This window comes from Acutalibacter sp. 1XD8-33 (genome assembly GCF_003612555.1).
Classification (GTDB): Bacteria; Bacillota; Clostridia; order Oscillospirales; family Acutalibacteraceae; genus Acutalibacter.
In genome coordinates, this window is record NZ_RAZF01000002.1 from 105,248 (window position 1) to 128,629 (window position 23,382).

Genomic DNA, 23,382 nt, shown 5'->3' on the forward strand with positions numbered 1-23,382 from the left:
TTCAGTGGGGAGCAAGGCGTGAAAACGCCGGCAATCTGACGATTGGCAAGTTTTTACAACTCCACTTCCCGGCTAAATTTGCCGAAAAGGGGAATACAAACGCTGGTTGGTCCGGCTTCTTAATCCCTGGAAAGGCGGCGCTGCGCATGGGCCTAAGCAAAAGGACACAGAAAAAGACTTTATACGCCCTGGTACGGGTAAATCTGCGGGCTCTGGGCCTGGGGATCCTGGCGGCGGTCCTCAGCGCGGCCGCCGTTTTCACCGTAAGCGCCATGGCACCCCAAGAGGGAGTATCCATCCCCATCGTCATGTATCATTCCATACTGAAGGACGAAGCCCGCCATGGAAAATACGTGATATCCCCAGCGGAATTTGAAAACGACCTGCTCTACCTGCAAGAGCATGGATACACCACCATTCTCATTCAAGACCTCATCAACTACACCCAGGGGGGCAGTCTGCCGGAAAAGCCGGTGCTGCTCACCTTTGACGACGGCTACTACAACAACTATTTTTACGCGTTTCCCATTGCAAAAAAATATGGCTGCAAATTTGTGATCTCCCCCATTGTAAAACATACGGAGGCCTACTCTGAAACCGGCGAAACCAACGCTTACTATAGCCACGCCACATGGGAGCATCTGAAAGAAATGGCGGATTCCGGCCTAGTGGAAATCCAAAACCACAGCTACGATATGCACAAGAGCAAGGGCCGCTTGGGCGTAAAGCAAAAGCCGGGGGAGCCGGACGAGGCCTACCGCCAGGTCCTCACTTCCGACCTGACGCAGGCTCAGGACGCGATTGCCGCCCATTTGGGCGCGCCCCCCACAGCCTTTGTCTATCCTTTTGGAGCGGTCAGTCAGTCCACCCCGGAGATCGTAAAAGCCCTGGGCTTCTCCGCCACCCTGACCTGCCGGGAAATCACTGGAGTAGTCACCCGGGATCCGGAGTCCCTCTATGGGCTGGGGCGCTTTCTGCGGGTGTCGGGAATCAGTTCCCGGGAGTTTTTTAAGGAGCGCATGAAGTTGTCGTAGCCAAAGGAAAGGCCGTAGGACACTGCCCCACAGCCTTATCACAAATCCAGGAAAGCGAGGAAACCCATGGCGAAAATCTATCTGAAGCCCTCCTCCCGGGCAGACGCCTATCCCAACGGGGGAGACGAAAGCTATTGGATGCGCAAAATTGCCTCCGCTGTGGAAACAGCTCTGTCCCGGCTGGGAGTATGCTGCGTTTTGGAGGGGGATCCCCCGCCGGACTGCGGCCTCTGCCTCTATCTGTGCAGCCACGCCGCCCCGGCGGAAATGGAGGCCAAGATCAAGGGCGCGGATGTTTTTTATTACAAATACAGCCCCGCGGGCAGACGGGCCGCAGAGGTTTTCTCCGCCTGTCTGAAAGGCCTCTACCCCCAACCCGAACTGGTGGAGGCCTCTCCCACCGCCGCTCGAGAGGACCTGGCCAACGCCAAGGCTCCCGCCCTGCTGCTGAATCTCTGCTATCACGACAATCCCCAGGACGAGGCCTGGCTTGTCAGCAATGTGGATGTTATCTCCGCCGGGCTGGCAAAAACTGCGGCGGAGTTTTTGGGGGTGGATTCCGTTGACGGCTGACTACCTGCTGGAAGGCCTGCGGGGAGCCCTTTGGGGCTGGCATGTCCTGCTGGGAATCCTGGCCGCCGGGGCCTATTTTTCCTATGAGAGCTGTTTCTTCCAGCTGCTTCATGCCGGGACCTGGCTCAAGGCTGCTCTGGGATCAAAATTCTCCCCCAAAAAAGCATCTGGAGGAACCACCCGATTCCAGGCTATCTCCACCGCCCTGGCAGGGTCCATCGGCACGGGAAATATTGTGGGCGTGGCGGCAGCCATTACCACCGGGGGGCCAGGCGCTCTTTTCTGGATGTGGGCTTCCGCTGGCCTGGGCATGATGACCGTGTTCGCGGAAAACTACCTGGCCGCGAAAAACCGCGCCAGGGGCCGAAGAGCGCCCGGCCCTTTGGCGTACATAGAAAAGGCGGGAAAGTATGGCGGAGCCCTGGCTGCGGTCTATGCTCTTGGATGCTGTCTCTCCTCCCTGGGCATGGGGAATATGGCCCAGATGAACGCCTTTGCCGCCGCCTGCGGCGATCTTGGCCTGCCCATCCCGGGAGTTGCCATAGGAGCGGCTCTATTGGTATACTTCGTGGCCCGGGGAGGCCTGTCCCTGGCCGGACGGATCGCGGAAAAGCTGGTGCCTGCCATGACCCTGCTCTTTTTTGCCGCCTCTCTGGGCGTGATCTGGTTCTACCGAAAAAACCTGCCCGGGGCGGTGGAGTCTGTCTTTCAGGGCGCTTTTTCCCTGCGGGCAGGAGCCGGAGGAACCGCCGGAATGCTTATCGCCATGAAGGCCGGCATCTCCCGGGGAGTGTTCACCAACGAAGCCGGCCTGGGCAGTTCCGCTTTCGCCTACCAGGATGTAAGGGACTACAGCCCGGAGGAATTAGGGTGCATGGGGATTTTCCAAGTATTTGCGGATACAATCTTAATGTGCACGGTCACCGGCCTCTGCATTTTATGCTGCGGCCCAACCCAGTTGGAAGGGGCTGCGCTCACCTTCTACGCCTACCGGTCTGCTCTGGGCCAGGCAGGCGGCTGGGCGGTGTCCCTGTGCACGGCCCTGTTTGCCATCGCCACGGTCATCGCCTGGTGCTGCTATGGCCGGGAAGGGCTTCTGTACCTTACAAAGGGGCGGGGACGGAAGCTCTATCCCCTGGCGGCGGCTCTGGCGGCGTTTTCCGGGTGTCTTCTGCCTCTGCGGGCGGTTTTTCAGCTGGGAGACGCCTTCAACGGCCTAATGGCTATCCCCAATCTGGCCGCGCTGTTCCTTCTGGCAGGGCCGCTTGGAAAAGCGCCGGCTGCCCTCTTTGAAAAAACTGTTCAGAAAAACCCAAAATAGGGCTGGCTTTTCCGGAGGTTTTATGCTAAAATATAGATAAAGTATTTCCATAAAAACCGCACGGATACGCGCTCAGAGTTTTTCCCATTCTTCGAGAAGGCTGATCCCTTGGGAATAGCCCGGAAGAACTCCCGTCCGTTTGTGAAAACAGGTGGAAACAGACTTTATCCTCAGGAAGGGGTCCCTATTATGAAACTGATACTTGCCATAGTGAGCAACGATGACAGCGGAGCGGTTTCTTCCGCTCTAACCCGGGAGGGCTTCTCCGTCACCAAGCTGGCCACCACCGGCGGATTTCTGATGGCCGGCAACACCACCTTCATCTCCGGCGTAGAGGACGGCAAGGTAGACGAGGTGATCGGCATCATCTCCAAATACAGCAGCCGCCGTACCCAGATCGTGCCCCACTCCTCTACCATGGAGGTTGGGATGTACTCATCCTTCCCAGTGGAGGTCACTGTAGGCGGTTCTACTATCTTCGTGCTGAACGTGGACCGCTTTGAAAAGGTCTGATGGAATTTCCCGGCTTTTTGGGTAATAGTGAGGTAAAGCAGGCCCTGAGCGTGGCCTTTGCGGCAGGGCGTTTTCCTCATGCGGTGATGCTGCAGGGGGAGCGGGGCTCCGGCAAAAGTACCCTGGCGGAGATTGTAGCCCAGGCTCTGGTCTGCCGGGACAAATCCGCCGCCCCCTGCGGTCGGTGTCCCAGTTGCATCCGGGCCCGGGCGGGCAGCCACCCGGATGTCCAGGTAGTACGGGGAGGCGGGGCCTCAGGCGCCCTTACCGTGGAGGCCGTGCGCCTGATGTTGGAGGACGCCTATCGGATGCCGGAAGAGGCGGATTACAACGTGTATATCGTCTATCTGGGGGAGCACAGCCTGCCGGCGGCCCAAAACAAGCTGCTCAAGCTCATAGAGGAGCCGCCCCAGGGCGCGGTGTTTCTTCTGCTCTGCCCCAGCGCCGAGGCTGCTCTGCCCACCATCCGCTCCAGAGTGCAAATTTTCACCCTTCGTCCGCCTGAGCGGGAGGAGGCTGCACAGTGGCTTGTTGCGCACTACGGGATGGAGCCGGAACAGGCTCGGGAGCTGGCGGACCTGTGCGGAGGCAACCTAGGCCGGATGCAGGAGGAGCTGAAGGGCGGAGGGCTGGGACAGGCCTTTTCCATCGCCAAAGAAATGGCCGAAGCCATGCTGGGAACCGGTGGGCACCCGCTTCTCAAGGCTGCCGCGCCCTTGCAAAAGGATCGATCCTTGTTCCGGGAGGCACTGGCCCGGTTGGCCGTTATTTTTCGGGATGCCTGTGTGGCCCGGGCCGGGGGAACCACAGCCCTCAGCGGAGCGGTGCAAACAGTAGATAAGCTGTGCAACCTGCCTATGCGCCGGCTGCTTTGTCTGCCGGACCTTGTGGAAGAATACCGGCAGAAGCTGGAACGCAACGCCAATACGGGACTACTGCTCACCTGCTTCTGCGCGGAGCTTTTGGAAAACGGGCGGTAGCTTGGGGGATTTTTGCGAGTACGCGATGGCCTCCGGCGGCTTAGGGCTTCGGGTCTCAGCTGCCGCTTCGGTCGGCGACGGGAAATCGTCACTAGCGATTGTCGCCCCGAAGAACCCACCAAACTTTTACCCTGGTTGGCTTTGACGCACTCAGCTAACCAACGTAAAAGTTTCGTAGACTTCGCTCTGCGAAGTCTTAGCTTTCTTCAAAAGCTCGCAGAGGTTTGGGGGTGAGCGTCTGCCAGTGGCAGACACGATGCGAACCGACCGAGCCGGCAGGCGAGACCGGCGTCCCCAAGGTCTTGACCTTAACACCTGAGAAGCGTATTTTGGGTGGTGAATTGACGCGCAGCGTCAAGAGGCCCCTTTTTGCAAGTGAAAAAGGGGGCCTGGTCCCGGAGTACGCCAGCTCCGTGCGCCCCGCACCCAGCCAAAACGCGCTCTGCGCTGTCTGAAATCTGGACGAGCCATCGCGTCCGGCAGGCCCCCATATATCAAAAAAATTCCATCCCGACCCGCGTGGAAGGCAACAGTAGAAATTTAGGAGAGATCAAATGGCAGAAGTGATTGGGGTGCGCTTTAAGAGCACCGGCAAGATATATTATTTCGATCCCGGAGGGGAGAAGGTTCACAAGGGCGAAATGGCCATTGTGGAAACCGCCCGAGGCATGGAATGCGGAGAGGTGGCCATGGAGAACCGGGAGGTCCGGGACGCGGCCATCGTGCAACCTTTGCGCCGTCTGATCCGCCGGGCCACTCCCGAGGACCTGCGGCAGGTGGAGGAGAACCACCGCAAGGAGAAATCCGCCTTTAAGGCCTGTGAAAAGCGCATTGCCAGCCGGGGGCTGGAGATGAAGCTGGTGGACGTGGAATACACCTTTGACAACAGCAAGATCCTCTTCTACTTCACCGCCGATGGCCGGGTGGACTTCCGGGAGCTGGTGAAGGATCTGGCGGGGATGTTCCGCACCCGCATTGAGCTGCGGCAGATTGGTGTGCGGGACGAGGCAAAAATGCTGGGGGGTATGGGAATCTGCGGTCGGCCCTTCTGCTGCGGCTCCTTCCTGGGGGGCTTCCAGCCGGTATCCATCAAGATGGCGAAGGAGCAGGGCCTCTCCCTGAATCCCGTGAAGATCTCCGGAGCTTGCGGGCGGCTGATGTGCTGCCTGAAATACGAGCAGGAGGCGTATCAGGATCTGCTGCGCACCACCCCCAAAGTGAATGCCATTGTCTCCACCCCGGACGGCAAAGGCGTGGTCATCGACCAGAACCTGCTCACCCGAAAGCTCACTGTGCGTCTGGACAAAGATCCCGACGCAGCCCCCAAGGTCTATACCGTGGATCAGGTAAAGGTGCTCCGGGACGGTCGGGTCAAGGTGGATAAGCAGGAGCTGGAACAGCTGAAGGACCTGGAATAGTTTTTCTCTGACGCGTCCCTCTCCCGCCGCCCTGGAAAAGCGTCAATTCCCAGCACAAAACAGTTGCAATTTCCCGAAAATATGATACAATAGGGATATAAACTTACATGGAGGTGTTCCCTATGCCTTATACCATCAACGATGAATGCATTGCCTGCGGCGCCTGCGCCGGAGAGTGCCCTGCCGACGCTATCTCCGAGGGCGACGGCAAGTACGTGATCGATCCCGACAAGTGCCTGGATTGCGGCGCTTGCGCTGGTGTTTGCCCCGTTGGCGCGCCCCAGGAGGGCTAAGCTGCGGCAAGCTGTAAAACGCAAAGAAGCGGAGCCTGATTTTGATCGGGCTTCGCTTTTTTCCGGTGATTTTAAGAAGGAGGGAACGCGGTGGACACCCATTGGGAACCTTTGGGCGGCGGGTTGAAGGTATTGGTGAGCGCTGTCCACCGGTTTAATACCGATACCCTGCTGTTGGCGGACTTCTCCATGCCCTGCCGGAGAGAACGGTGCGCGGACCTAGGCTGCGGCTGCGGAACCATCCCCTTGCTCTGGTGCAGCCGGGGCAATCCCGGCCCCGTGACGGCTTTGGAACTCCAGGAGGACGCCGCCGTTTTAGCGGAGCGGTCGGTTCGGGAAAACGGCTTGGAATCCCGTGTTTCTGTTCTACAGGGGGATCTGCGGGACTACAAGGCCTTGCTGCCCCACCAGGGCCTGGACCTTGCCGTCTGCAATCCGCCCTACTACCCCCCGGGAACCGGCCTGCGGGGAGAGGTCCCTCAGCGGACCCTGGCCCGCCACGGGGAAGGCCTCTCCTTGGAAGATCTGGCCCGCGCTGCCCGGTATGCCCTAAAATGCGGAGGCCGACTATGCCTGTGCCTGCCTACATTCCGCCTGGCGGAGGCGGCTTCTGTTTTCAGCACTCATAGCCTGGAGTCCAAACGCTTGCGGTTGGTACAGGCCCGCAGGGAGAAGCCCGCCTATCTATTTTTATTGGAATGCCGCAGCGGCGGCAAACCAGGTCTGCAGACGGAGCCTGTTCTGATCTTGCAAGAGAGAAACGGAGAGTTTTCCCCGGAAATGAAAAAGATCTATGGGGATTATTACGGATTCCTCTGAAGCCCGTCAGACCTCAGTTCTCAAACAGGCGGGTGCTCTCCCCCATACTCTATCGTTAACCGCAGCCGCCCAGCTTGAAAGCCCGCAAATACTGATTTTCAGGCGCGTTTACGTTCACTATTAAGAATACACCTCATATTAAGGAGATGAGCCCATGCTGGAAAAAGGCGCGCTATATGTGGTGGGCACACCCATCGGGAATCTGGGGGACTTTTCTCCCCGGGCCAAGGAAACCCTGGAACAGGCGGATTTTATCGCGGCGGAGGATACCCGGGTCACCCGGGGGCTTTTGACCCATTTCGGCTTGCACAAGCCCCTGCTCAGCTATTTCGAGCACAACAAGCTCAGCCGGGGAGAGTCCATCCTGGCCCGGCTGCGGGCTGGGGAGACTTGCGCCCTGGTATCCGACGCCGGGATGCCCGCCGTGTCGGACCCTGGGGAAACCCTCATCGCCGCCTGCGCCCAAGACGGGATTCCTGTATATGTAGTGCCGGGCCCCACCGCCGCCGTCTCTGCCCTGGCTGTCAGCGGTCTGCCCACCGGGAGGTTCACCTTCGAGGGTTTTTTGTCCATGAACAAGCGCAGCCGCCGGGAACATCTGCGGCAGGTGGCATGGGAAACCCGGACCATGATCTTCTACGAGGCTCCCCACAAGCTCCGGCGCACCCTGGGGGACCTGGAGAAGCTCTTCGGCCCGGAGAGGAAAATTGCCGTGGTGCGGGAGCTGACCAAGCTCCACGAGGAGGTCTGGCGGACCACTCTGGGGGAGGCCGCCGCCCGCTACCGGGAACAGGAGCCCCGGGGAGAATACGTGCTGGTGGTGGCCGGGGCGGAGAAGCCTCCGGAGAAGGAATCCTATACCCTGGAGGACGCGGTGGAGCTGGCAAAGGAACTGCTGGAAGAGGGAGCGTCACCCACCGACGCGGCAAAGCAGGCGGCGAAGGCCTCCGGCCTACGGAAAGCGGAGATCTATAAAGCACTTGCAGAGGCAGCGCCTTGAGGGAGCGCCTGTTTTGGCCGCTGGCAAGGCCGTGGGGCGCTGGGTCTCGCCTATCGGCTCGGTCGGTTCGCAGCTTGGTCTGCAATACTTGGCTTTGCCAAGTATCCGGCAGAGCGCTCACCTCCTCGACCCCCGCCACTTTTGAAAAAGTGGACAAAACTTTTACCCTGGTTGGCTTTACGCACTCAGCTAACCAGCGTAAAAGTTTCGTAGACTTCGCTCTGCGAAGTCTTAGCTTTCTTCAAAAGCTCGCAGGGTGTGCCTTAGCAGCGTCCCACGACTTTGCCATAGTCGGCGTCTCTGTGCCGACGAAGGCTTTCCATCACTCCCCAAAATTCACCATTTCCCACCTTACTGTTCTTGACACGCCCCTTCTCTTGTGATATGATATATATGCTCCGAAAAGATCATGTATATCATATAAGGAGGAGCTATCATGAAAGTATACAGCAGCAATCTCACGGAAAAAGTCTCTGTGAACATCAACACCTCCACCCTGGCGGCCATGGACCTGCTAGTGGACAACGGCTATTATTCCAACCGCAGCGATTTTATCAACCAAGCTCTTCGAGAGGCCATCCAGCGCAATGAGCCCAATATCCAGCGCTGCTCGGAGGAGGCGGGCCGCAAGCTCTCCTGTGGGGAGTGGTTTATGGGTGTGCGGGTACTCACCTTGCAAGAGGTAGAGGAATACCTGGTTCAGGGCCGCTCTGTAAGCATCACAGGATACGGTGTGCTGTGTGTGGGAAACGACATCCCGGCGGAAAAGCTCTTCCAGGCGGTAAGCTCCATCCAGGTCCGGGGCAAGGTGGCGGCTTGCCAGCCTATCTTGGAGCACTATAGCAAGCTAAGCGCACTTGAGAATCGCTAAATATCATTTTTCAAGCTGGGCGGATTAAGAGGTGGCATTCCTCCTATTTGGTTTAAAAAAGAGGTAGAATCCCCTTTTAAACTGCGTTAACTATACGGCCTGACCAAAGGAGGTATCATATGCAATGGTTTTACCAGGATGACCGCACCCTGCCGGTCTTTACGGCAGAACAGCACATCAACAGCAAGCACGTTTCCAGCCCGGGGATCCACCTGCCGGAGCGGGCCGTGACTTTCTGCCTGGGCCGGGGCCTTCCCCTTCTTGAGGAGCGGTTTGACACCCGCCTACTGATGAAACGTCTGCCCGGGTTTATCACCCATTCTCCTGTTCTGGAAATCCTGGGCCGGGAAGGCGTTTGCTTTCTGGATGGCGGACGGGGAGCGCCCCAGGCCGCCTGCACAGTAGAAACTCTCCATGCCATGGGGGTCAAGGAAATTCTGGTGGCAGGGCTATGCGGCGCTTTTGGAGAGGATATCGTGGTGGGAGACGTCCTCCTTCCAGAGCGGCTTCTCTGCGAGGAGGGGGCATCCCGCCATTATTTCCCGAACCCGGAATTCATCTGCCCTAATCCAGTCTTCTCGTCGGAAACCGCCGTCAAAGCCCTGGCCCGCCGGGGCTTCTCCGTAAAGCGCCGGGATACCGTTACCACCGACGCCCCCTACCGCCAAACCTACTATAAGGAGGCCCTCTGGCGGGAAAAGGGATGCGCGGGAGTGGATATGGAGACCTCCGCTATGGCCAGCCTGTGCAATTACTATGGTATGGGGTGCACGGTGCTGCTCATGGCCTCGGATAAGCACCCTCTGGCTCCGGATTCCCCTCCATGGAAATGGGGAGACGAGAACTTTGCCCACCGGCAGGATGACTTTATAATGGCTTGTGCCGAGTTGTCCTTCTCATAGATTTTCCGAAATTCCAGTTGACTTTTTCCGAAAAATAGGCTATAGTATATATAGGGAAATTATCTAGATTTCGCCTGAAATTTCCTCAGATTACTATACTATTGATATAAAGGAGGATTTTCTATGTTGCCTGTCATCACGATTTCCCGTCAATTTGGTAGCGGAGGCCATGAAGTGGGCGAAAAACTTGCCCGCCAGCTGGATGTACCCTTCTATGACAAGGCCCTGATTGCCATGGCGGCCAAGCAGAGCGGCCTCTCGGAGGAGGTGTTCGCTCACGCCGATGAAAAGGCTACCAGCAGCCTGCTCTATTCCATGGTTATGGGCAGCTACTCCTTTGGGGCCCGGGTCCCCGGCATCAACGAAATGCCCATCAACGACAAGCTGTTTATAATCCAATCCGACATTATCAAGAAAGCCGCCTCAGAGGGCCCGTGTGTGGTGGTGGGCCGTTGCGCGGACTACATCCTGCGGGAGCATGACAACTGTCTGAATGTGTTCGTCCATGCCAACAAGGAAACCCGCATCCGTCGCTCCATCGCCAAAAAGGACTGCGAGGAGAAAAAGGCGGCTGATTTTGTTACCAAAAAAGACAAGCAACGGGCCAATTACTATAATTTCTACTCCAATAAGCGGTGGGACGATCTGCAAAATTACGATATCACCATCGATACTTCCCGCTTTACCCTGGACGAAGCGGTGGAGCTGCTGATTGACGCCGCCAGGAAGCTGGATAAATAGGGCCCATGGCACAAAAAATAAAAGAAGCGAAGAAGGCCCGCCTGCCGGTCGGCAAGCGGGCCGGATATTTTTCCCTATGTCTAGGCGCCGCCCTCCTTTTGATCTTCTGGATAAATGCCCTACTTCATCATGCCGGAGAAAGTCAGCCCTATGAACTGACTACCTTTTCTATGGGAAGCTACGTCCGGCAGACCGTCTGGGGAACCCAGGAGGAGCAGGCGGCAAAGCTGGCGGTGCAGGCTGTAGACAGCCTGGAGTGGGAGATCTCCTGGCGGGACGCTCCCGAACTGGGCGGAGAAGGACGGTCCATCCTCCGGCTGAATCAATCTGCGGGAAGGGACGGCGCCACGATTTCCCCCGCCACAGGAGAATTACTGGAAACCGCCCTTGCCCTATGTGAAACCAGTTGCGGGGCCTTTGACATTACCCTGGGTCCGCTGACAAGGCTCTGGGACTTTGACGGCAGCCCTCGTCTGCCAAAACAGGAGGAACTGACGCGGGCCTTGGCGCTAACCGGCTGGCAGGACGTGTTGCTGGACGGAACCCGCGCCCGCCTGGCCCGACCGGGCATGGCGATAGATCTGGGGGCCATTGGCAAGGGCGCAGCCTGCGACAGGGCGGTGGATGTATATAGGCAGAACGACGTGACCGGCGCAGTTGTGGCCGTAGGGGGCAGCATAGGCCTCTATGGAAAAAAGCCTCAAGGGCAGTCTTGGCGGGTAAGCGTGCGGAACCCGGAGGGCGAGGGCAGTCTCGGCACGCTGGAGCTGGAAAGCGGTTTTGTGTCTACTTCCGGCAGCTATGAAAAATTCTTTCAACAGGATGGCAAAACCTACTGCCACCTGCTAGACCCCCGCACCGGCTATCCGGCAGAAAGCGGGCTGATCTCGGTTACAGTCTGGCATCCAGAGTCCGGGGCCCTCAGTGACGGCCTGTCCACCGCCTGCTTTGTGTTAGGACTAGAGGAAAGCCTTTCGCTGCTTCGGGAATACCAGGCTCAAGGGGTTTTTGTGGACCAGGACGGCACGGTTACGGTCACGGAGGGCTTCGAGGACCGTTTCATCCGGAACAACAGCGGGGACTAAGGCAAAAGCCACCTTGACTGGCAAAGATGGTGAAGAGATTGAATACAAAAGAAGTGCGGCTCTTCTCTCGACAGGAATGGCCCTTTTTCGTAATTATTGTTTTGGTAGCGGCGGGAATTTTCGCGCTTCAGTCTCAAGCCCCCAAAGGTATAATGGCAGTGGTGGAGGTGGAAGGACAAACAACGGTCCGGAGAGATCTGGCCCAAGTAGAGGGCGCAGAGTCCCTCCCCATCGCCGGGGCAGACGGCATCGCCCTCACAGTGGAGTTCAGTCGGGAAGGCGCCCGGGTGCTTTCCTCCACTTGTCCAGATAAAACCTGCCAGCGGACAGGCTTGCTCAGCCGTGCCGGAGAAAGCGCGGTCTGTCTGCCCGGAAGAGTAGTTCTCCGGCTGGAAGGAAAAGAGGACCGCTCCTTAGAAGCCGACGCGGTGACAGGCTGAGCGTGCGGACTGGCACGCTCAGCCGAAAATCCATTATTACATTAAAAGGAGGGGCCTATGGGAAAGTCCGGACGGATCGCACTCAGCGGAATGCTGGCCGCACTGGCTCTGGCCCTTTCCTTTCTGGAAGGACTTCTTCCCCCCCTTCCCGGTATGCCCCCGGGAGCAAAAATGGGTCTTTCCAACATTGCTGTCATGTATGCGGCGGGAAGCATCGGCCTACCCTGCGCTTTAGGCCTAGCTCTGGTAAAAGGAATCTTTGCCCTGCTCACTCGGGGATTTACCGCCGGACTTATGAGCCTTTCCGGAGGGCTTGTCAGCACTCTATGTATGTGGTTGCTCTTGAAAAAAAGCCCTGCCAGCCTCTCTCTCACTGGGGTATGCGGAGCCTTGACCCATAATTTCGCCCAGCTGGTTGTCGCTTACTGGATCACCGTTACTTCGGTGACCCTATATGTGCCGTTTCTGTTGATCTTCAGCCTGCTTACCGGCATACTTACCGGAAGTGTGCTAAAATTGACTTTGCCGCTACTGGAAAAGCTCAATATCGCAAACGCAGTCCAAAAGAGGTAAGTTCCCTCTTTTGAACCAGGGGACATAGCCGCCCAGCTTGAAAATCGATATATACCGATTTTCAAGTGCGTTTACTATAAAATCGCGAAATACCAATTTTAAAGCGCGCTTGTTATACCCTATCTTCTGGGAAAACAGGAATGCCCTTTCGAGGGGTTCCTGTTTTTTTATGGACCTTTTTTGCCCCCTGCTCTGCAACGGGCAAAAAAAGCCAAAAAATTTGCCGTTTCATTTCTAATCTTTCCCTTGACATTTTCCGTTTTTCATCATATAATACATATGAACAATCGCTCATATGAAAGGCTGATCGATACTATGGAACAGCAAACCACTGGATATATCCACGTACACGAAGAAACGGTACACCGGGTTAACGAAATCATGCCCGGCGAAGAAGAGCTCTTTGACTTGGCAGAGCTCTTCAAGATCTTTGGAGACTCCACCCGCATCCGCATCCTCTACGTGCTGTTTGAGTCAGATATGTGCGTGTGCGGCATCGCGGAGCTGCTGGGCATGACCCAGTCCGCCATTTCCCACCAGCTCCAAGTGCTGAAAAAGGCCAAGCTGGTGAAATACCGCCGGGAGGGCAAGACCATCTTCTACTCCCTGGCCGACGGCCATGTCCGGACCATTCTGGACCAGGGCATGGAGCACATCACAGAATGAAGGGAGCACTGCTTTTGGAACACACACAGGATATCTTTCTGGAGCATTTTCAGGACCCACGATTTCAGAAGGCCTTCCAGCAATATTTCTCCTTTCTGGGGGTGAAGGTCCGGGACTGGGAGGGGCTGTTCCGGGAAATGGACCAAGATGGCCGGGGAAACCGAGCTTATTTGCGCCTGAACGCTGCCGGAGAGACCGTCGGGTTCATCCAGTTCTGCCCCATGGAGCTCAGCGGCTGGTTCTTCCAGAAAAGGCTGGGGTTCATCCGGGAGTTCTGGGTCGCCCCCGCCTGCCAGGGACAGGGCCACGGCTCGGCCCTGCTGGCTTTGGCGGAGGGATGGTTCCGGGAACAGGGCTTCTCCGGGAGCATCCTCACCACCGACACCGCCCCGGGCTTTTATGAAAAACACGGCTACCGGCTGGATCCGGGATTTACCGCCAAAAATGGCGACCCGGCCTATGTCAAAGACCTTGGGAACGCTCTGACCCCTTAAGACCTTGGAGGCTCTGCCTCCAAACCTCCGCCACCTTTGAAAAGGTGGACGAAACTTTTACCCACTCCTCGCTTTGCTCGTCGTGAACGTTTTTAAAGTTTTTTGCTCAGCTGACCAGGGTAAAAGTTTTTGATCAAACTTTTTTCAAAAAGTTTGCGTGGTGTGGAGCAGAGCTCCACGGTCTTGCCCTTGACCTTAACACCTGAGAAGCGCATTTTTGCGGGTGAATTTGCGCATGAAATGCGCAAAGAGGGGGCTTTTTACAAGAGAAAAAGCCCCCTGGAAACCGGAACCAGCTATCTGAGCGCACAGGCGTACCAGCCAAAAGGCGCTCTCAGCTAGCTGGAATCTGGACGCGCCCACGGGCCCTCTTAGCCCCCACTTCAAAAAAACATACAGAAAGGACTTGATCTCTATGACAAAACGTTTCAAGCTCATCGACCTGGACTGCGCCAACTGCGCCGCGAAAATGGAGAACGCCATCAAAAAAATCGACGGGGTGGAGGACGCCGCCGTCAGCTTTCTGACCCAGAAGCTCACCGTCCAGGCGGAGGAGGACCGCTTTGAGGAGATCATGGATCAGGTGGTCAAGGCCTGCCGCAAGGTGGAGCCCGACTGCCGGATCGTAAGATGAACGGCTTTTGGGACCGGGTATCCGGAGTATATGACCTCATTCGGCTGACGAACCGCCGGGCGAACCTTGCCATGGAACAGGAGACGGCCCTGTGGGTGCCGCCGGGAAGCCGGGTGCTGGACTGCGCGGCGGGGACTGTCGCTCTGTCCCTGGCGGCGGCAAAGCGGGCCGGGTATGTACTCTGCACCGACCTCTCCGCCGCCATGCTGGCCCGGGCGAAAAGCAAGACAAAGCGGGCGGGTATGGCGAACATGGGATTTGCCCGGCGTGAGATCTTCGCCCCGCCGTCGGAGAAACCCTTCGATGCCGTTATCGCCGGGAACGTTCTGCACCTGCTTGAAGAGCCCGAGAGGGCTCTTCACTGCTTGCTATGATGCGTGGGCCCCGGCGGGCGGCTGATCCTGCCCACATACTTGCAGGGCGAGACCGGACTTGGCTTCAAAGCGGCCATCGGGGCCTATCAGGCCCTAGGGTTCCGGACCAGAGAGAGGTATACCCTTGAGGGCTACCGGACGCTTCTGGAGAGCTGCGGGGCGGAGGTGCTCTGCCTGAAGCGGCTGGAAGGACGGCTGCCGGTGGCATTTGGGGTGCTGAAAAGGCTTTGAAAATGGGAAAGAGGGTTTCTAATTATGACGAAAAAACAAAAGCTCATGCTCCTGCGGATTCTGCTCAGCGCCGGGCTGCTGGCCGCCGCTGTTCTGATCCCCTATCACGGTCCCTGGCGGTTCCTGCTCTTTCTGCCCGCCTATTTCACCATCGGCTGGGACGTGCTCTGGCGGGCCACCGTGAATATCGCCCACGGGCAGGTGTTCGATGAAAACTTCCTCATGGCCCTGGCCACGGTGGGGGCCTTCTGCACCGGCTTCTTCGGGGAGGGCGAGTACCCCGAGGCCGTGTTCGTCATGCTCTTCTATCAGGTGGGAGAGCTGTTCCAGGGCTATGCCGTGGGCAAATCCCGGAAATCCATCGCCTCCCTCATGGACCTGCGCCCGGACTACGCCAATGTGGAGCGGGAGGGCCAGCTGGTCCAGGCGGACCCGGAGGACGTGGCCGTTGGGGACGTGATCACCGTGAAGCCCGGGGAGAAGGTCCCCCTGGACGGCCGGATCATCCAGGGCAGCACCACCCTGAACACCGCCGCCCTCACCGGGGAGTCCCTGCCCCGGTCCGTTGGAGTAGGGGACAACGTTCCCAGCGGCTGCGTGAATCTGTCCGGACTGATCCGCCTGGAAGTGAAAAAAGCCTTTGAGGAGTCCACTGTGGCTAAGATACTTGACCTGGTGGAAAACGCCGCCAGCAAGAAGGCCCAGGCGGAAAATTTCATCACTCGCTTTGCCCGGTACTACACGCCGGTTGTGGTTCTGTCCGCCGTGGCTCTGGCTGTGCTTCCCCCTCTGTTTCTGGGGGGCTGGGCCGATTGGCTCCGGCGTGCCCTTACCTTCCTTGTGGTGTCCTGCCCCTGCGCCCTGGTGATTTCCGTGCCTCTGAGCTTCTTTGGAGGAATCGGTGGCGCGTCCCGGCAGGGGATCCTCATCAAGGGCGGCAACTATATGGAGGCCCTGGCGGCGGCAGGCACGGTGGTGTTCGACAAAACCGGCACTCTCACCCAAGGCGTGTTCCAGGTGACAGAGCTGCATCCCGACGAAATCTCAGAATCCCAACTGCTAGAGTTGGCTGCTCTGGCTGAAAGTTACTCCGACCACCCCATCTCCCGCTCCCTGCGGGAGGCCTGGGGGCAGGAGCTGGATTCCAGCCGGGTGTCCCAGGCGGAGGAGCTGTCTGGCCGGGGCGTCCGGGTGCGGATAGATGGCAAAACTGTCTGCGCCGGAAACCGGAAGCTCATGAAGGAGGCCGGTGTCTCCTGCCCGGCGGACCCCGCCTCCGGCACGGTGGTCCATGTGGCGGTGGAGGGCCGCTACGCCGGGCACATTGTCATCGCTGACCGGCTGAAGCCTGACGCCAAGGAGGCTGTCTCCCGGCTGAACGCCTGGGGGATTCAGACTGTGATGCTCACCGGGGACTCCAAGGCCGCCGGGGAGGCCGCTGCCAGGGAGCTGGGCATCCGGCAGGTATGGACAGGGCTCATGCCTGGAGATAAGGTGGACAAAGTAGAGGCGCTCCTTGCCGCCCAGACGGGAAAGTCCAGGCTGGCCTTCGTGGGGGACGGCATCAACGACGCCCCGGTACTCTCCCGGGCGGACGTGGGCATTGCCATGGGGGCGCTGGGCTCCGATGCTGCCATCGAGGCGGCGGACGTGGTCCTGATGGACGACAGACCCTCCAAGCTGGCCCAGGCCATCCGAATTTCCCGGCGCACGCTGGGTATCGTCCGGCAGAACATTGTGTTCGCTTTGGGGGTGAAGGCGGCAGTGCTGGTTCTCAGTGCTCTGGGCCTGACGGGAATGTGGCTGGCGGTTTTCGCCGACGTGGGCGTGATGATTCTGGCGGTGCTGAACGCCTCCCGGGCGCTGCGCCTGGGGTAGGTCGTGAGGCTCCACCTCACACCCCGCCGCCTTTGAGAAAGGAAAGACTTCGTTTCACGAAGTCTACGAATCTTTTACCCTGGCTGGCTAAGCACGTCAAAGCTGACCAGGGTAAAAGTTTTTGATCCAAACTTTTTACAAAAAGTTTGGTGGGTTCTTAGGGCGAAGCCCTAAGCCGCCGGAGGCCAAACACTTTCCTTTTGCGAGAAATTTTTCTTCTTCCCGCAATATTCCGGCAAAAACGGCGACTATCCCTATAGAAGGGCCTTTGGGGAGGGTGGAGAATGGAGGACGAACGGATCATTCAGCTCTACAACCAGCGGGACGAGGGGGCGGTCCAGGCCACCAGGGAGAAATACGGGGGCCTCTGCTTCCGCATCGCCCTCAACCTGCTCAGCGTGCGGGAGGACGCGGAGGAGTGCGTCAACGACGTCTACTTCGCCGCCTGGAGGCAGATTCCGCCCCTGCTGCCCGCTTCCCTGGGGGCCTTTCTGGGCCGGGTCACCCGGAATCTGGCCATCAGCCGCTACCGGGCCTCCACCGCCCAAAAACGGGACCGGGGCGTGGGCCTGCTCCTCTCCGAGCTGGAGGAATGCCTGCCCGACGGGAACAGCTTGGACGCCCAGGTGGACTCCCGGGCCCTCTCCCGGCTGGTCTCCCGCTGGCTGGACACCCTCTCCCCCGAGGATCGGACCCTGTTCGTCCGCCGGTACTGGTACGGGGACAGCCTCCCGGAGATCTCCCGCCAGACCGGAACCGCCCCCGAAGCCCTCTCCCAGCGGACCTTCCGGCTTCGGAAAAAGCTGAAGCAACAGCTTACAAAGGAGGGATATTCCCCATGAAACCAGAGGATATTTTTGACGCCATCACCCACATTCGGGACGGCCAGACCCAACTGGAGGAGCCGCCCCGAAAAAAGCGCCGCTGGCCCTGGATTGCCGCCGCAGCGGCGCTGGCCCTCACGGCCGGGATCTTCCTGCTGAACCGTACCCCCGTCCCCTTGCACACCGGAACCGCCCAGCTGGCCTCTGCCCGCTACCCGGAAGCCGACAGCCGGATGGAGGACATCCACTATACCCTCTTTGAGAGGGAGCTGGGCCCCTTCGGGGATGAAAGCGCCTCCCCCAGCCCGGACCAGGATGACGGCAGCGCCTACTACAGCGCCCGGCGGCTTCTGAAAAACTGGGACGAAGCCCTCCCCCTCTTCCAGCAGTTCTGCAAAAGCAGCGCCCGGGAGTTCCTCTCCGCCGGAGACCCCGGGGACGCGCTGGAGGCGGTGGAATCCGTCCAGAATCCCAACAGAATCTACTCCCCCCTGAACCTCTACCTAGCCCTGAGCATGGCGGCGGAGATCACAGAGGGGGACACCCGCCAGCAGATTCTGGACCTGCTCCAGAGCTCCGGCATGGAGGAGCTGCGGGACCAGACCAAGGGCCTCTGGACCCTGTGCTGCCAGGAACAGGATGGCGCCTACTGCCGGGCCTACAACTCCCTATGGCTGAGCAACCGGGTGGACTACCAGCAGCCCACCCTGGACCTGCTGGCGGAGGAGCACTTCGCCGACAGCTTCCGGGGGAGCCCGGGCACGCAGGAATACGACCAGCTCCTGCAGAACTGGGTGAACGAGCACACCGGGGGCCTTTTGGAGGAGCAGGCCGGCGGGCTGCACATGGACGAGGACATGGCCGTCACCCTGATGAGCACCCTGGAATACTACTCCCCCTGGAGTATGCCCTTTAACTCGGAGGGGAACACCCAGGCAGTTTTCCACAGCCCGGACGGGGACGTGAAGCAGGAGTTCATGAATTCCACTGGCACGAACACCTACTACCGGGGCGAACATTTCGGGGCGACGGCCAAGTCTTTGAACCATCCGGAGCAGATGGTTTTCATCCTGCCGGACGAGGGCTATTCCCCAGAGGATCTTCTCGCGGAGGACAGCGACCTGTGGGATTTCCTGGACGCCGTGGGCCGGGAAACCGCCGCCCCTTGGCATGAGCACTGGGAGAACAACGAATGGGTGAAGCTCCACCTCAGCGTGCCCAAGTTCGACGTCTCCTCCAACCTGGACCTGACCGGCGGACTGAAGGCCCTGGGCGTCACCCGAGCCTTTGATCTGGAGGAGAGCGACTTCTCCCCCCTCACCACCCGGTACCCAGTGGCCATCAACAAGGCCAGCCACGCCTGCCGGGTGATGATCGACGAGGAGGGCTGCACCGGGGCCAGCTTTGTGGAGCTGGGAGCATTTTGCGGCGCGGAGGAGAAGGAGCCCCGGGACCTGTATTTCACCCTGGACCGGCCCTTCCTGTTCGTGATTTACAACCGCTATGTGCCCCTGTATATGGGCGTGGTGAACCAGCCGTATAGTTAATTAAGTTCAAAAGAATCTTTTTGAACTAGGCGGCAGAGCCGCCGAACTTAAGAACCGGCTTTGTCAGTTCTTAAGCTAGTTTACTATAAACGCGGGGAGGCAAAATTAACTATAGCAAAAAAGGATCCGGCTCTGAAGCCAGATCCTTTTTTGGTAATTCCAGGAAATCTTTAATGGCAGCCCCGCTCCCGGCAGAGATAGTAGGCTGTGGGATCGGTAGGATCCCAGCTGTGGCCGGCGGGGAGCTTCAGCCCGGCGGGCTTGGAGAGGGGTCCGCTGGTTTCCGTAGGTGAGATATATACATGGGTGCCCAAAGCGCAGTTATCGTAGATCCACTTGGAATCTTCACAGTTCAGGCGGATGCATCCCAACGAACGGGTAGTTCCCAAATTATTGTACTCGTTCACCCACATGGTATAATTATTCTTCCAGTCGTTGGGCACCGAATGGAACAGATAGCTGTCCTGAATCTGGGTGCACCACTGGGCCCAGCTGCCGCCCACCATCTGTAGCCAGCGGTAACGGGCGGGAGTATAGAAATTGCCGGTGGGAGTCGGGTTGCCGCAGGACACCAGCATAGAGCGCACAGGAATGTTATACTTGCCGTCGTCCCCCTTGGCGAAGATAATCAGGTAGTTGGCGGGCTTGTATACTTTGATATAGTAAGGGCCCTTCACTACGCCCAGGCCGGAGATATCGTTCTGGAGCTCGCCATTTTTAAAGTACCGTTTCCAGCTCCCCTGCATGAAGAATCCTGTAGCCGCCGCGCCGGTGGAGTCGAACTGATACTTCTTGCCGTCAATGGTCTGGGCTCCCCGGAGGAATTTGCCATTCTTGCCCACGTAATAGCGTTTGCCGCTGTCCTTCACCCAACCGGTCTTGATGGGCCGGGTATCTTTTGTATAGCTGGTCCACTGCTCACCGCCCGCCTCCAAGAAAGTATAGCTATGGGCGGTAGAGGCCTCCACAATGTGTCCATAGGCCCAATTCTCGGGAAACACATCATAGAAATTGGTAACACCGGTCTTGGACTTTACTCCCGCCTCCGGCGTTCTGCCCAGCATACAGTTGAGGATCTTCACCGCCTGAGCCCGGGTGAGCTTCTCTGAAGGATTGAAATTGCCCTCAGGATCGCCGGAAATCCATCCCTTGGCAGCAGCGAAAGCCACATAAGGCTCCTCCCAGGAGCCGGGCTTCACATCCGGGAAGGGGCAGGAACACTCCTCCATCTCCGCACAGGAAACCGCCATCTTGATGAATTCCGCCTTGGTGATCTTCTGGTTGGGCCGGAATGTGCCATCGTCATAGCCCTTTGCCAGGCCCACGCCGCAGATAGTCCCAATAGCCTCCGCATACCACTCATCAGGCTTCACGTCGGAGAACTCCGCCTCCATCTGGTTCTTCTCCCGCAGCAGGTTATAAAAGAGCTTCACCGCTTCTGCCCGGGTCACCTGGCCCTCGGGCTTGAACATTCCGTTAGAATAGCCGCCGATATAGGCGCCGTGAGTGTCCGTGTCGAAAAGAACGGAAAGCTCCTTCCTCCACTTGGCAGTAAACACCGTGTCCTGGGTGAAGGCCATTTCCTCCAGATTCTCTACCGGCTGACCGTCCTCGTCCAGCCAGCTCTCCAGAACGATGCCCTTCCACCGGAAGCTCTTCCCGTTTGGAATATCATCCGGCTGAAGGGTTTCCCCATAAGGCACGGTGGTGCTCACGTCCGTGTCTTCGTCGAGCACAAACTGTACGGTTACTTCCTCCGGGTGGGGTTCGGGACTTTCGCCGGGCTCAGGCGTGCCGTCCGGATCTGGGGTAACGTCAGGCTGGGGAGTCGCGGCTTCATCACTGTCCGAACCGGCATCTGTCTCCCCGCTGTCAGGGAAAAAAGCGGTATCTTCTCCTGAAACGGGCTCGTCCGCGCTGGAAGCCGGCATGGCCAAACAACCAGTCATCAGCAGGCAGCACAGCAAAAGGGAAAGAATTTGCCGGAATTTGGAATGGGGCCTGAAAGCGGGCGTTCTCATTGTATCATTGCTCCTTACTCGTTAGTCTCAAGGGCCTCCATATATACGGAAGCCAATTGGTATAATTATACTATATATTATAAAAAAAGGGAAGGGACTGGAAAGCATTTTTTAAAAAAGTATGGTTGACTTTCCCCCCTCATTTGCTATAATGAACTCAGAAATCCCTTTATTTCATGAATTCATCAGGAGGATCGTTATGGGCCACATCATTATCACCGGTTTTTCCGACGAGATCGCTCCCGGTTTTGACGCCCAGTTGGAAGCCCTTCGGGAGTTCGGCCTTGATCATTTGGAGCTCCGTGCCGCCGATGGCATCAATGTCTCCGACTTCTCTTTGGAAAAGCTCTTGGAAGTAAAAGAAAAGCTCCATGCCGCAGGGATGGCTGTATCGTCCATCGGGTCGCCCATCGGCAAAATCTCCATTGAGGAGCCCTTTGCCCCCCATATGGAAAAACTCAAGCGCACCCTGGAAATCCAGAAGGGGCTGGAGGCCCCCTATCTGCGCCTATTCAGCTTCTATATACCCCAGGGCCAGGACCCAGCCCAGTACCGTTCCCAGGTATTGGAACGGCTCAGCGCCATGGCGGAGGAGGCCCGCCGGTGGGATTCAGTCCTGCTCCACGAAAACGAAAAGGGTATCTATGGCGATACCGCTCCCCGCTGCCTGGATCTGATGGAACAGCTTTCCGGCCCCAACTTCCGGGCCGTGTTTGACTTCGCCAACTTCGTGGAGGTAGGCCAACCTACCCCGGAGGCTTTCCAGATGCTCCGTCCCTACATCGAATACATCCATGTGAAGGACGCCACCGCCGAAAAGAAAATTGTTCCCGCGGGTCAGGGTGTGGGCCAGGTGAAAGAGCTCCTCTTCCAGCTGTTTTCCGGCGGCTGGAAAGGCTATCTCTCTCTGGAGCCCCATCTCACCGACTTTTCCGGCCTGTCCGCGCTGGAGCAGGGCCCCCGGAAGCGGGATTCCGCCCTGGACGGCAAGAGCGCCTGGGCGCTGGCTCTGACCGCGCTGAGAGAAATTTTGGAGGAATTAGAATGAAAAGACTTTGCTGCGCAATCGTGGGCTGCGGGGGCATTGCCCAGCGCCACGGACAGGTGCTGCAAGGGCTGGAGGTTGCCCAGCTTCTGGCTTGTGCGGACATCCTTCCGGAGCGTGCCCAGGCCCTTCGGGAAAAATACTGTGAACCCAGCGCGCGGGCTTACCCCAGCCTGGAGGAGCTTCTGGACCAGGAGGAAATCGATGTGCTCCATATCTGCACCCCCCATTATCTCCACGTTCCCATGGCACAGGCTGCGGCCAGCCGGGGCGTCCATGTGTTTATGGAAAAGCCCCCGGTAATCGACCTCGGCCAGTGGGAGGCCCTACAGGCCCTTCAGGGGCAGGTACGGGTGGGGGTGTGTTTCCAGAACCGGTACAACCCCAGCGTGGCCTTCTGCCGGAAGCTCCTGGCCGAGGGGAAGCCTGGGAAGATTCTGGGGGCCCGGGCCTTTGTCACCTGGCACAGAGAGGCACCCTATTATGTAGAAAGCGGCTGGCGGGGATTCCTGGATACCGAGGGCGGCGGCGTGCTCATCAATCAGGCCGTCCACACCCTGGACCTGCTCACCCAGTTTCTGGGCCACGGGCGAGTGCTGGGAGCCAGCCTTGCCAACCGTCATCTCCAGCGGTTGATCGAAGTGGAGGACACTTTAGAGGCTACCCTGGACTTCTCCGGAGTTCGAGCGCTTTTCTACGCCACCACCGCCTATTGTCAAGATGCCCCAGTGCTGGTGGAGCTGGCCTGCGAGCATGGGGTTCTTCGCATAGAGGGAGAGGAAGTCACCGTGCATTGGGAGGACGGCTCCCTCTACCGCAAGGACTTCGCCCAAGAGGAAAGGATCGATGGCAAGGACTACTGGGGGAACAGTCACCGGCGCTGCATTGAGGCGTTTTACCACTCTGTGCTCTCGGGAGAGCCCTTCCCCAACGATATTCCCGGTGTGGCGGATACCGCAGAACTGATGCTGGAGGTCTATGCTGCGGCTAGGAAAGATTGTACCCCGCGTTCCTAAATTTGTCTGGTCAAAAGACTTGACTTTGCCAAATCTTTTGTGGAGAAAGCCGCCACATACTCTCACCACAAATACTATACTTTATTAGG

General features: G+C 58.4%; 27 protein-coding genes. 26 read left to right on the forward strand and 1 reads right to left on the reverse strand.

The genetic code is table 11. The annotated features are described in order from the left end of the window. Window positions 1-146 precede the first annotated feature (146 nt). The 24 genes from D7X94_RS02480 (at window position 147) to D7X94_RS02595 (ending at window position 19,211) form a co-directional block, all read left to right on the forward strand. Window positions 147-1,034 (forward strand): polysaccharide deacetylase family protein, encoded by an 888-nt coding sequence (locus tag D7X94_RS02480; RefSeq protein ID WP_243111116.1) that lies wholly within the window; start codon window positions 147-149, stop codon window positions 1,032-1,034. A 66-nt stretch (window positions 1,035-1,100) separates the two neighbouring features. Then, window positions 1,101-1,607, forward strand: a complete 507-nt coding sequence (locus tag D7X94_RS02485) for an N-acetylmuramoyl-L-alanine amidase (protein WP_120426254.1) — start codon at window positions 1,101-1,103, stop codon at window positions 1,605-1,607. After that, entirely contained in the window at window positions 1,597-2,928 is a 1,332-nt protein-coding gene (locus tag D7X94_RS02490; protein ID WP_158590858.1) for an alanine/glycine:cation symporter family protein, read from the forward strand. Before D7X94_RS02485 ends, D7X94_RS02490 begins: the two co-directional genes overlap by 11 nt. Before the next feature lie 189 nt (window positions 2,929-3,117). Further along, a complete protein-coding gene (locus D7X94_RS02495) occupies window positions 3,118-3,441 on the forward strand; it encodes a cyclic-di-AMP receptor (protein ID WP_120426120.1) in 324 nt (107 codons plus the stop codon). Window positions 3,442-3,458: 17 nt separating this feature from the next. Then, window positions 3,459-4,421 (forward strand): DNA polymerase III subunit, encoded by a 963-nt coding sequence (locus D7X94_RS02500; RefSeq protein WP_158590859.1) that lies wholly within the window; start codon window positions 3,459-3,461, stop codon window positions 4,419-4,421. A gap of 554 nt (window positions 4,422-4,975) precedes the next feature. After that, a complete protein-coding gene (locus D7X94_RS02505) occupies window positions 4,976-5,839 on the forward strand; it encodes a PSP1 domain-containing protein (protein ID WP_120426122.1) in 864 nt (287 codons plus the stop codon). 122 nt (window positions 5,840-5,961) lie between these two features. Beyond that, a complete protein-coding gene (locus D7X94_RS02510; protein ID WP_120426123.1) occupies window positions 5,962-6,132 on the forward strand; it encodes a DUF362 domain-containing protein in 171 nt (56 codons plus the stop codon). A 90-nt stretch (window positions 6,133-6,222) separates the two neighbouring features. Beyond that, on the forward strand, window positions 6,223-6,951 hold the full coding sequence (locus D7X94_RS02515; RefSeq protein ID WP_120426124.1) for a tRNA1(Val) (adenine(37)-N6)-methyltransferase: 729 nt from the start codon (window positions 6,223-6,225) through the stop codon (window positions 6,949-6,951). Window positions 6,952-7,105: 154 nt separating this feature from the next. Beyond that, window positions 7,106-7,951 (forward strand): 16S rRNA (cytidine(1402)-2'-O)-methyltransferase, encoded by an 846-nt coding sequence (gene rsmI / locus D7X94_RS02520; RefSeq protein WP_120426125.1) that lies wholly within the window; start codon window positions 7,106-7,108, stop codon window positions 7,949-7,951. A 436-nt stretch (window positions 7,952-8,387) separates the two neighbouring features. Continuing rightward, a complete protein-coding gene (locus D7X94_RS02525) occupies window positions 8,388-8,822 on the forward strand; it encodes a hypothetical protein (protein WP_120426126.1) in 435 nt (144 codons plus the stop codon). A gap of 119 nt (window positions 8,823-8,941) precedes the next feature. Beyond that, on the forward strand, window positions 8,942-9,724 hold the full coding sequence (locus D7X94_RS02530) for a nucleoside phosphorylase (protein ID WP_120426127.1): 783 nt from the start codon (window positions 8,942-8,944) through the stop codon (window positions 9,722-9,724). 123 nt (window positions 9,725-9,847) lie between these two features. Beyond that, window positions 9,848-10,465 carry a cytidylate kinase-like family protein gene (locus D7X94_RS02535; RefSeq protein ID WP_120426128.1) on the forward strand — a complete coding sequence of 206 codons (618 nt, stop codon included), beginning with the start codon at window positions 9,848-9,850 and terminating at the stop codon, window positions 10,463-10,465. 5 nt (window positions 10,466-10,470) lie between these two features. Further along, on the forward strand, window positions 10,471-11,550 hold the full coding sequence (locus D7X94_RS02540; protein ID WP_120426129.1) for an FAD:protein FMN transferase: 1,080 nt from the start codon (window positions 10,471-10,473) through the stop codon (window positions 11,548-11,550). A gap of 38 nt (window positions 11,551-11,588) precedes the next feature. Beyond that, window positions 11,589-11,990 carry a NusG domain II-containing protein gene (locus tag D7X94_RS02545; protein ID WP_158590860.1) on the forward strand — a complete coding sequence of 134 codons (402 nt, stop codon included), beginning with the start codon at window positions 11,589-11,591 and terminating at the stop codon, window positions 11,988-11,990. Window positions 11,991-12,047: 57 nt separating this feature from the next. Continuing rightward, complete coding sequence (locus tag D7X94_RS02550) at window positions 12,048-12,563, forward strand: Gx transporter family protein (protein ID WP_120426131.1); 516 nt, start codon at window positions 12,048-12,050, stop codon at window positions 12,561-12,563. A gap of 315 nt (window positions 12,564-12,878) precedes the next feature. Then, on the forward strand, window positions 12,879-13,229 hold the full coding sequence (locus D7X94_RS02555) for an ArsR/SmtB family transcription factor (RefSeq protein ID WP_120426132.1): 351 nt from the start codon (window positions 12,879-12,881) through the stop codon (window positions 13,227-13,229). Window positions 13,230-13,243: 14 nt separating this feature from the next. Next, window positions 13,244-13,723 carry a GNAT family N-acetyltransferase gene (locus tag D7X94_RS02560; protein WP_199714992.1) on the forward strand — a complete coding sequence of 160 codons (480 nt, stop codon included), beginning with the start codon at window positions 13,244-13,246 and terminating at the stop codon, window positions 13,721-13,723. A gap of 129 nt (window positions 13,724-13,852) precedes the next feature. After that, complete coding sequence (locus D7X94_RS02565; protein WP_147401645.1) at window positions 13,853-14,065, forward strand: hypothetical protein; 213 nt, start codon at window positions 13,853-13,855, stop codon at window positions 14,063-14,065. A 73-nt stretch (window positions 14,066-14,138) separates the two neighbouring features. Next, window positions 14,139-14,357, forward strand: coding sequence for a cation transporter (locus D7X94_RS02570; RefSeq protein ID WP_120426135.1), 219 nt, complete (start codon window positions 14,139-14,141; stop codon window positions 14,355-14,357). Beyond that, window positions 14,354-14,731 carry a class I SAM-dependent methyltransferase gene (locus D7X94_RS02575; protein WP_120426136.1) on the forward strand — a complete coding sequence of 126 codons (378 nt, stop codon included), beginning with the start codon at window positions 14,354-14,356 and terminating at the stop codon, window positions 14,729-14,731. Before D7X94_RS02570 ends, D7X94_RS02575 begins: the two co-directional genes overlap by 4 nt. 3 nt (window positions 14,732-14,734) lie before the next feature. Beyond that, window positions 14,735-14,962 (forward strand): hypothetical protein, encoded by a 228-nt coding sequence (locus tag D7X94_RS02580; RefSeq protein ID WP_120426137.1) that lies wholly within the window; start codon window positions 14,735-14,737, stop codon window positions 14,960-14,962. 24 nt (window positions 14,963-14,986) lie between these two features. Continuing rightward, entirely contained in the window at window positions 14,987-16,840 is a 1,854-nt protein-coding gene (locus tag D7X94_RS02585; RefSeq protein WP_120426138.1) for a heavy metal translocating P-type ATPase, read from the forward strand. A gap of 284 nt (window positions 16,841-17,124) precedes the next feature. Beyond that, window positions 17,125-17,682 (forward strand): RNA polymerase sigma factor, encoded by a 558-nt coding sequence (locus D7X94_RS02590; RefSeq protein ID WP_120426139.1) that lies wholly within the window; start codon window positions 17,125-17,127, stop codon window positions 17,680-17,682. Then, window positions 17,679-19,211 (forward strand): serpin family protein, encoded by a 1,533-nt coding sequence (locus D7X94_RS02595; protein ID WP_120426140.1) that lies wholly within the window; start codon window positions 17,679-17,681, stop codon window positions 19,209-19,211. Before D7X94_RS02590 ends, D7X94_RS02595 begins: the two co-directional genes overlap by 4 nt. A 170-nt stretch (window positions 19,212-19,381) precedes the next feature. On the opposite strand, the gene D7X94_RS02600 is transcribed toward D7X94_RS02595, so the two are convergent. Further along, window positions 19,382-21,232 carry an S-layer homology domain-containing protein gene (locus D7X94_RS02600; protein ID WP_120426141.1) on the reverse strand — a complete coding sequence of 617 codons (1,851 nt, stop codon included), beginning with the start codon at window positions 21,230-21,232 and terminating at the stop codon, window positions 19,382-19,384. A gap of 199 nt (window positions 21,233-21,431) precedes the next feature. Between D7X94_RS02600 and D7X94_RS02605 the strand changes: the two genes are divergently transcribed. Both D7X94_RS02605 and D7X94_RS02610 read left to right on the forward strand, forming a co-directional pair. Further along, complete coding sequence (locus tag D7X94_RS02605) at window positions 21,432-22,280, forward strand: sugar phosphate isomerase/epimerase family protein (protein WP_120426142.1); 849 nt, start codon at window positions 21,432-21,434, stop codon at window positions 22,278-22,280. Continuing rightward, complete coding sequence (locus tag D7X94_RS02610) at window positions 22,277-23,293, forward strand: Gfo/Idh/MocA family protein (RefSeq protein WP_120426143.1); 1,017 nt, start codon at window positions 22,277-22,279, stop codon at window positions 23,291-23,293. The genes D7X94_RS02605 and D7X94_RS02610 overlap by 4 nt, the downstream gene beginning before the upstream one ends. The last annotated feature ends 89 nt before the right edge of the window (window positions 23,294-23,382 follow it).